The organism is Pseudomonas sp. BF-B-15 (assembly GCF_019946675.1).
GTDB lineage: Bacteria > Pseudomonadota > Gammaproteobacteria > Pseudomonadales > Pseudomonadaceae > Aquipseudomonas > Aquipseudomonas migulae.
Genome location: NZ_JAGYFZ010000171.1, coordinates 1 through 6,762 on the forward strand (window position 1 = coordinate 1; position 6,762 = coordinate 6,762).

Genomic DNA, 6,762 nt, shown 5'->3' on the forward strand with positions numbered 1-6,762 from the left:
GTTTCGGGGCTTTTGGGTGCTCGGGTTAGAGGAGGTGTTGGGAGATCAGTTTTGAGATTTCTACCATTGATGTCCGGCCGGTGAATTCGAATTTCACTTTGCCCAGCGACGAGAAGTAGATCTCCAGTTCCGAGTCCAGGTCGAAGGTGCCGGAGGTTTCTACCGAGTAGGCGACGATGTTTTTGTAGGGCAGTGAGGTGAAGTCTTTTTTGCTGCCGGTGATGCCCTGTACGTTGACGGCGATGATGCGTTTGTTGGTGAAGACGACGCCGTCGCGCATGGATTTATACGAGTCGATGACGTGCTCGCCTTCCAGCAACAGTGCACTGACCCGTTCTGCGTATTCTTCGTTTTGCTTGAGTTTGAAGAAGCCTTTGTTGTTGAAGTCGATCATCTGCCCATCCTCCGTTCGAAGAAAAATCCCTGCGAATTACTTCAGCGCTTTTACGACTCGAATGTTGACGGGGAATCCATCCTGTCCGGGCAGTTTCTTCCATCCCACATACTGAAAAATCGCTTCTTCATCAATGTACTCGCCCCACTCCGCGACTTTGCCGCCCAACACGGCGACGTTCCGGTTAATGGCGCAGGTGCCATCGTCAGGACCGACGGTGTAGATCACATAAGGTTTGACGTATTTCGCGGCGCGGAAATGTTCGCCGCAACCAGAATCGACTCTGATCATCAAGGTCTTCAGATTTGCTTCACCATCCAGCTCGGCGTGCTGGTCGAGTTCCCCGATTTCGCCGACGTCGGTGAAGCCCAGAGAGCGAGCGCGCTTGTATGCCGGGGAGGCCAGGTGTTTGATCTGGGCTTGCGCGAGATACTCGTCCACGTCTTTGCTGAGTTCAATTTCGCCCTTGTGCGCGATCTCTTCCGCTATGGGAACGCCGCTCTCACAACGAGCGTATTCGGGGGAGCCAAGGCTTGACGGGGATAGGTAGTAGCGATGGAACTCAAGGGTACTCAGATGCATCTTGATAGCGGGATTAGCTTCTTTGGGCGTCTGGCGCCCGGCCTGCACCTCGGCCACCACCTGCAGAAATTTCTGGCAATCGGAGAGGTAGCCGTCCCAGGCGTATGTCGGGGTTTCACTCGACAGGCCGGCGAGCGCCGGGGTCATCACGACGGCGAAAGTGATTGCGCAGAACAGGCGCGAGACTCGAGTGACAGTGGCCATGTGTAGTCCGTTACAAAGTTGATGAAAGTGGCGCAACGCTACTGTTTTGCCGCCTTGCCGTCCACTGGCAGCAAAGGGGACAGACTCTATTTACTGCTAGCCCCTGTTTATTGAATTGAATCCCGAGTGCCAGGTGCATCTGACGCCTTCGGCTGCCTCTCGTCTAGACTTAATGGGTGGTCGTAGACAGAACCGAGCACGTCGCTTTGGTGCGGATTAATAAAGGGCCGCGTGGCAATCTGACTTTTATGCCCTTATTGAGGTGCGGCGAAGACCGTGCCGGGCACAACAAGATGCCCATTCAGGGTGCCCTGGCCACCGGCCTGAAATTGCCACGATACCGTGACGTGGTGTGAGTGCCGCAGCCGACACTTTCGGACGACCGACAACCTTCTGGTTTGTCCGTGACCGTGAGGATTGCTGAATGCCTGATGAGAGTTTGCACCTGCCTTTGGTCAACAGCCTGCTGGAGCGCCACAAAGGCTCCCCCGGCGCTCTGTTGCCCATTCTTCATGATATTCAGGAACGCATCGGTTACATCCCCGATGTGGCCGTCCCCGAGATTGCTCATGCCCTCAACCTGAGTCAGGCCGAGGTTCGCGGGGTGATCAGTTTTTACCATGACTTCCGTACCTCGCCGCCGGCCCGCCATATTCTGCGTCTGTGCCGCGCCGAGTCCTGCAAGAGCCGTGGCGCCGAGGAGCTGGCCGCGCAGTTGCGCGACCGCCTGCAACTGGACGATCACGGCAGCAGCGCCGACGGCAACATCAGTTTGCGCCCCGTTTATTGCCTCGGCGCCTGCGCCTGTTCGCCGGCTCTGGAGCTGGATGGCCGGGTGCATGCGCGGCTTAGCGCTGAGCGTCTCGATGCCTTGCTCGACGCTTGCCGGGAGGACGCGTGATGCCGACTCTTTATTTGCCCTGTGATTCCCTTGCCCGTGCTGTTGGGGCCGATGAAGTCTCCACAGCGCTTATCACTCAGGCCAAGGAACGCAATCTGCCGCTGGAGCTGCAGCGCACCAGCTCGCGCGGTTTGTATTGGCTGGAGCCGCTGCTGGAAGTGGACAGCCCGCAAGGCCGGATCGGCTTCGGTCCGCTGACCGCAGACGATGTGCCGTCCGTGCTCGATGCCTTGAAAGGCGACCCATCCGCTCACCCACTGGCCTTGGGCCTGGTGGAGGAGCTGCCTTATCTCAAATCTCAACAACGCCTGCTGTTCGCCCGCGCCGGTATTACCCGGCCACTGTCGCTTGACGATTACCGGGCCCACGGCGGTTTCGAAGGCTTAACAAGGGCCGTCGCCATTGGCGGCGAAGAGACCGCAACCGCAGTGTTCGATTCAGGCCTGCGTGGCCGTGGCGGCGCGGCCTTCCCCGCCGGGATCAAATGGCGCACGGTGCGCGCCACTCAGGCGGCCCAGAAGTACATTGTGTGCAACGCCGACGAAGGCGATTCCGGCACCTTCGCCGACCGCATGTTGATGGAAGGCGACCCCTTCCTGCTGATCGAAGGCATGGCCATTGCCGGCATTACCGTCGGCGCCACCTTCGGCTACATCTATGTCCGTTCGGAATATCCGGATGCCGTGGCCACTCTGCGTGCAGCGTTGAACATTGCTCGTGAAGCGGGTTACCTCGGCGCCAATGTCGGCGGCAGCGGTCTGGCCTTCGATATGGAAGTGCGCGTCGGTGCCGGCGCTTACATCTGCGGTGAAGAAACCGCGCTGCTGGACTCGCTTGAAGGCAAGCGCGGGATCGTCCGCGCCAAGCCGCCGATCCCTGCGTTGCAGGGCCTGTTCGGCCAACCGACGCTGGTGCACAACGTGCTGACCCTGGCCTCGGTGCCGCTGATTCTGGCGAAAGGTGCGCAGTTTTATCGCGACTATGGGATTGGCCGTTCAATGGGCACGATGCCTTTCCAACTCGCGGGCAATATTCGTCACGGCGGCCTGGTGGAACGGGCGTTTGGCCTGACCCTGCGGGAACTGGTGGAAGACTACGGCGGCGGAACCGCCAGTGGTCGACCGCTGAAAGCCGCGCAGGTGGGCGGCCCGCTCGGCACCTGGGTACCGCCGTCGCAATTCGATACACCGCTGGATTACGAGGCCTTCGCCGGCATCGGCGCGATGGTCGGTCACGGCGGTGTGGTCGTGGCTGACGACACCTTGGACATGGCGCAAATGGCCCGTTTCGCCATGCAGTTCTGCGCCGAGGAATCCTGTGGCAAATGCACGCCTTGCCGCATCGGCTCGACCCGGGGCGTTGAGGTTATCGACCGGATGCTGGCCGCGCCGGACCAGAGCGAACGCGATGCGCAGGTGATCATCCTCAAGGACCTGTGCGACACGATGCAATACGGTTCGCTGTGCGCCTTGGGCGGCATGGCCCCCTTCCCGGTCACCAGCGCCCTCAAGTATTTCCCCGCCGACTTCGGTCTGCAGCCTTCGGAGGCCGAGCAATGATTACTCTCTTCGACCCGAAAACCGATATCGACCTGGGCACTCCCGCTCGCGAAAGCCAGGTGCAAGTCACCCTGAACATCGACGGTCGCAGCATCAGCGTGCCCGAAGGCACTTCGGTGATGCGCGCCGCCGCGCTGATGGGCACCACCATTCCGAAACTGTGTGCCACCGACAGCCTGGAAGCCTTCGGCTCCTGCCGCATGTGCCTGGTGGAGATCGACGGCATGCGCGGTTATCCCGCGTCCTGCACCACGCCGGTCACCGAAGGCATGACCGTGCATACGCAGACGCCGAAGCTCGCAACCCTGCGCCGCAACGTCATGGAGCTGTACATCTCCGATCACCCGCTGGATTGCCTGACCTGCTCGGCCAACGGCAACTGCGAGTTGCAAACCGTCGCCGGTCAGGTCGGCCTGCGGGAAGTGCGTTACGGCTATGAAGGCGAAAACCATCTGGAGGACGTGAAAGACACCTCCAACCCTTATTTCGACTACGACCCGAGCAAGTGCATCGTCTGCAACCGCTGCGTGCGCGCCTGCGAAGAAACCCAGGGCACCTTTGCCCTGACCATCACCGGGCGCGGTTTCGAATCCCGCGTGGCCGCTGCTGGTGGCGAGAATTTCCTCGATTCGGAATGCGTGTCTTGCGGCGCCTGTGTGCAGGCCTGCCCTACCGCGACGCTGATGGAAAAAAGCGTCGTCGAGATGGGCCAGCCGGAACGCAGCGTGATCACCACCTGCGCTTATTGCGGCGTAGGCTGTTCGTTCCGCGCCGAGATGAAAGGCGACCAACTGGTGCGCATGGTTCCGGACAAGAACGGTCAGGCCAACCACGGCCACTCTTGCGTCAAAGGGCGCTTTGCCTGGGGCTACGCGACCCACCCGGATCGCATCACCAAACCGATGATTCGCAAGAACATCAGCGACCCATGGCAGGAAGTCAGCTGGGATGAAGCGGTGACCTACGCCGCCAGCGAATTCCGTCGCTTGCAGCAGAAATATGGCCGCGATTCCATTGGTGGCATCACCTCCAGCCGTTGCACCAACGAAGAAACCTATCTCGTACAAAAACTGGTGCGCGCCGCGTTCGGCAACAACAACGTCGACACCTGTGCGCGGGTTTGTCACTCACCGACCGGGTATGGCTTGAAACAAACCTTGGGCGAGTCCGCCGGCACCCAGAGTTTCGATTCGGTGATGCAGGCCGACGTGATCCTGGTGATGGGCGCCAACCCGAGCGACGCTCACCCGGTGTTCGCTTCGCAACTCAAACGCCGTCTGCGTGAAGGTGCGCGGTTGATCGTTATCGACCCACGTCGCATCGATCTGGTGGATTCGGTGCACGCCCGCGCCGAATATCACTTGGCCCTGCGCCCCGGCACCAACGTAGCCATGCTCAACGCGTTGGCCCACACGATCGTTACCGAAGGCCTGCTCAATCAGTCCTTCATCGACGCTCGTTGCGAGGGCAATGACTTCGCCCGCTGGAGCGAGTTTGTCAGCCGTGCGGAGAATTCGCCGGAAGCCCTTGCCCCTGTCTGCGGCGTCGACGCTGCCGATATTCGTGCCGCAGCTCGCCTGTATGCAACCGGAGGCAACGCCGCGATCTACTACGGCCTGGGCGTCACCGAGCACAGTCAGGGCAGTACGGCGGTGATGGGCATCGCCAACCTGGCCATGGCGACCGGCAACATCGGCCGCGAAGGCGTGGGCGTGAACCCGCTGCGTGGGCAGAACAACGTTCAAGGTTCCTGCGACATGGGTTCCTTCCCCCACGAGTTGCCCGGCTACCGGCACATCTCCAACGAAACGGTCCGTACGCAGTTCGAACAGGCGTGGAACGTCACCCTGCAACCCGATCCGGGCCTGCGGATTCCGAACATGTTCGAGTCTGCGCTGGCCGGCAGTTTCAAGGGCCTGTATTGCCAGGGCGAAGACATCGCCCAGAGCGATCCGAATACCCAGCACGTCACCGCGGCCTTGTCGGCCATGGAATGCGTGGTGGTGCAGGACATCTTCCTCAACGAAACCGCCAAGTTCGCCCATGTGTTCCTGCCGGGCGCTTCGTTCCTGGAAAAAGACGGCACCTTCACCAACGCCGAGCGCCGTATCTCGCGGGTCCGCAAGGTCATGGACCCGTTGGGCGGCAAGGCCGACTGGGAAGGCACTGTGGCGCTGGCCAACGCCTTGGGCTACCCGATGAACTACAAACATCCATCGGAAATCATGGATGAAATCGCCAGCCTGACGCCGACGTTCACCAATGTCAGCTACGCCGAACTGGACCGCCACGGCAGCCTGCAATGGCCGTGCAACGCCGCCGCACCGGACGGCACGCCGACCATGCACATCGATCAATTCGTGCGCGGCAAGGGGCGGTTCATGCTCACCGGTTATGTGCCTACCGAGGAGAAGGTCAACAACCGCTATCCGCTGCTGCTGACCACCGGACGCATCCTCAGCCAGTACAACGTCGGCGCTCAAACCCGGCGTACCGAGAACGTCGCCTGGCACGATGAAGACCGGCTGGAAATCCACCCGACCGATGCCGAAAGCCGTGGCATCAATGAAGGCGATTGGGTGGGCATCGGCAGCCGCGCCGGGCAAACCGTGCTGCGTGCGCGGGTGACCGAACGAGTCGCGCCGGGCGTGGTGTACACCACGTTCCACTTCCCTGAATCGGGGGCCAACGTGATCACCACCGACAACTCCGACTGGGCGACCAACTGTCCGGAGTACAAGGTCACCGCCGTTGAGGTCAGCCGCGTCTACCACCCGTCCGAGTGGCAAAAACGCTTCCAGGAGTTCACTGACGAACAGCACCGTTTGCTCAAGGAACGCCGTCAAGGCGCTAAAGCGGAGGTGCGCCGATGAGCACTGCCAACCTGATCAAGATGGTCAACCAGATCGCCCAGTACTTCGCCACCGAACCGGACCGGAAACAGGCCGTGCTCGGTGTGCGTAATCATCTACAGATGTACTGGACGCCGGGCATGCGCAAGGAGTTGCTGGCCTGGCAGACAGAGCATCAGGGGGCGGATTTGCATCCGTTGGCGCAAGAGGCGGTCAGCGGGGCGGGTTGGGAGGCGTAGATCTAGAAAACGACGAAAAAACCTGTAGGAG

The 6,762-nt window shown here is 60.9% G+C and carries 6 protein-coding genes; 4 read left to right on the forward strand and 2 right to left on the reverse strand.

Annotated features, from left to right (window positions below; all coding sequences use genetic code 11):
- Window positions 1-25: 25 nt before the first annotated feature.
- Complete coding sequence (locus KGA97_RS28610) at window positions 26-394, reverse strand: PH domain-containing protein (protein ID WP_008025469.1); 369 nt, start codon at window positions 392-394, stop codon at window positions 26-28.
- A gap of 36 nt (window positions 395-430) precedes the next feature.
- Complete coding sequence (locus tag KGA97_RS28615; protein ID WP_008036614.1) at window positions 431-1,180, reverse strand: hypothetical protein; 750 nt, start codon at window positions 1,178-1,180, stop codon at window positions 431-433.
- 424 nt (window positions 1,181-1,604) lie between these two features.
- Here KGA97_RS28615 and KGA97_RS28620 point away from each other — a divergent pair, with 424 nt between their 5' ends.
- From KGA97_RS28620 to KGA97_RS28635, 4 genes are read left to right on the forward strand one after another with little or no spacing between them, the layout of a single operon-like run.
- On the forward strand, window positions 1,605-2,081 hold the full coding sequence (locus KGA97_RS28620) for a formate dehydrogenase subunit gamma (protein ID WP_008025466.1): 477 nt from the start codon (window positions 1,605-1,607) through the stop codon (window positions 2,079-2,081).
- A complete protein-coding gene (locus KGA97_RS28625; protein ID WP_223481927.1) occupies window positions 2,081-3,640 on the forward strand; it encodes a formate dehydrogenase beta subunit in 1,560 nt (519 codons plus the stop codon). Before KGA97_RS28620 ends, KGA97_RS28625 begins: the two co-directional genes overlap by 1 nt.
- Complete coding sequence (fdhF, locus tag KGA97_RS28630; RefSeq protein ID WP_223481928.1) at window positions 3,637-6,513, forward strand: formate dehydrogenase subunit alpha; 2,877 nt, start codon at window positions 3,637-3,639, stop codon at window positions 6,511-6,513. Before KGA97_RS28625 ends, fdhF begins: the two co-directional genes overlap by 4 nt.
- Window positions 6,510-6,731 (forward strand): formate dehydrogenase subunit delta, encoded by a 222-nt coding sequence (locus KGA97_RS28635; RefSeq protein WP_008025460.1) that lies wholly within the window; start codon window positions 6,510-6,512, stop codon window positions 6,729-6,731. Before fdhF ends, KGA97_RS28635 begins: the two co-directional genes overlap by 4 nt.
- Window positions 6,732-6,762: the final 31 nt, after the last annotated feature.

What these genes read in the sequence shown, in the direction of transcription:
- KGA97_RS28610 (WP_008025469.1), bottom strand. Translation starts at nt 394, where the DNA reads ATGATCGACTTCAACAACAAAGGCTTCTTCAAACTCAAGCAAAACGAA.
- KGA97_RS28615 (WP_008036614.1), bottom strand. Translation starts at nt 1,180, where the DNA reads ATGGCCACTGTCACTCGAGTCTCGCGCCTGTTCTGCGCAATCACTTTC.
- KGA97_RS28620 (WP_008025466.1), top strand. Translation starts at nt 1,605, where the DNA reads ATGCCTGATGAGAGTTTGCACCTGCCTTTGGTCAACAGCCTGCTGGAG.
- KGA97_RS28625 (WP_223481927.1), top strand. Translation starts at nt 2,081, where the DNA reads ATGCCGACTCTTTATTTGCCCTGTGATTCCCTTGCCCGTGCTGTTGGG.
- fdhF (WP_223481928.1), top strand. Translation starts at nt 3,637, where the DNA reads ATGATTACTCTCTTCGACCCGAAAACCGATATCGACCTGGGCACTCCC.
- KGA97_RS28635 (WP_008025460.1), top strand. Translation starts at nt 6,510, where the DNA reads ATGAGCACTGCCAACCTGATCAAGATGGTCAACCAGATCGCCCAGTAC.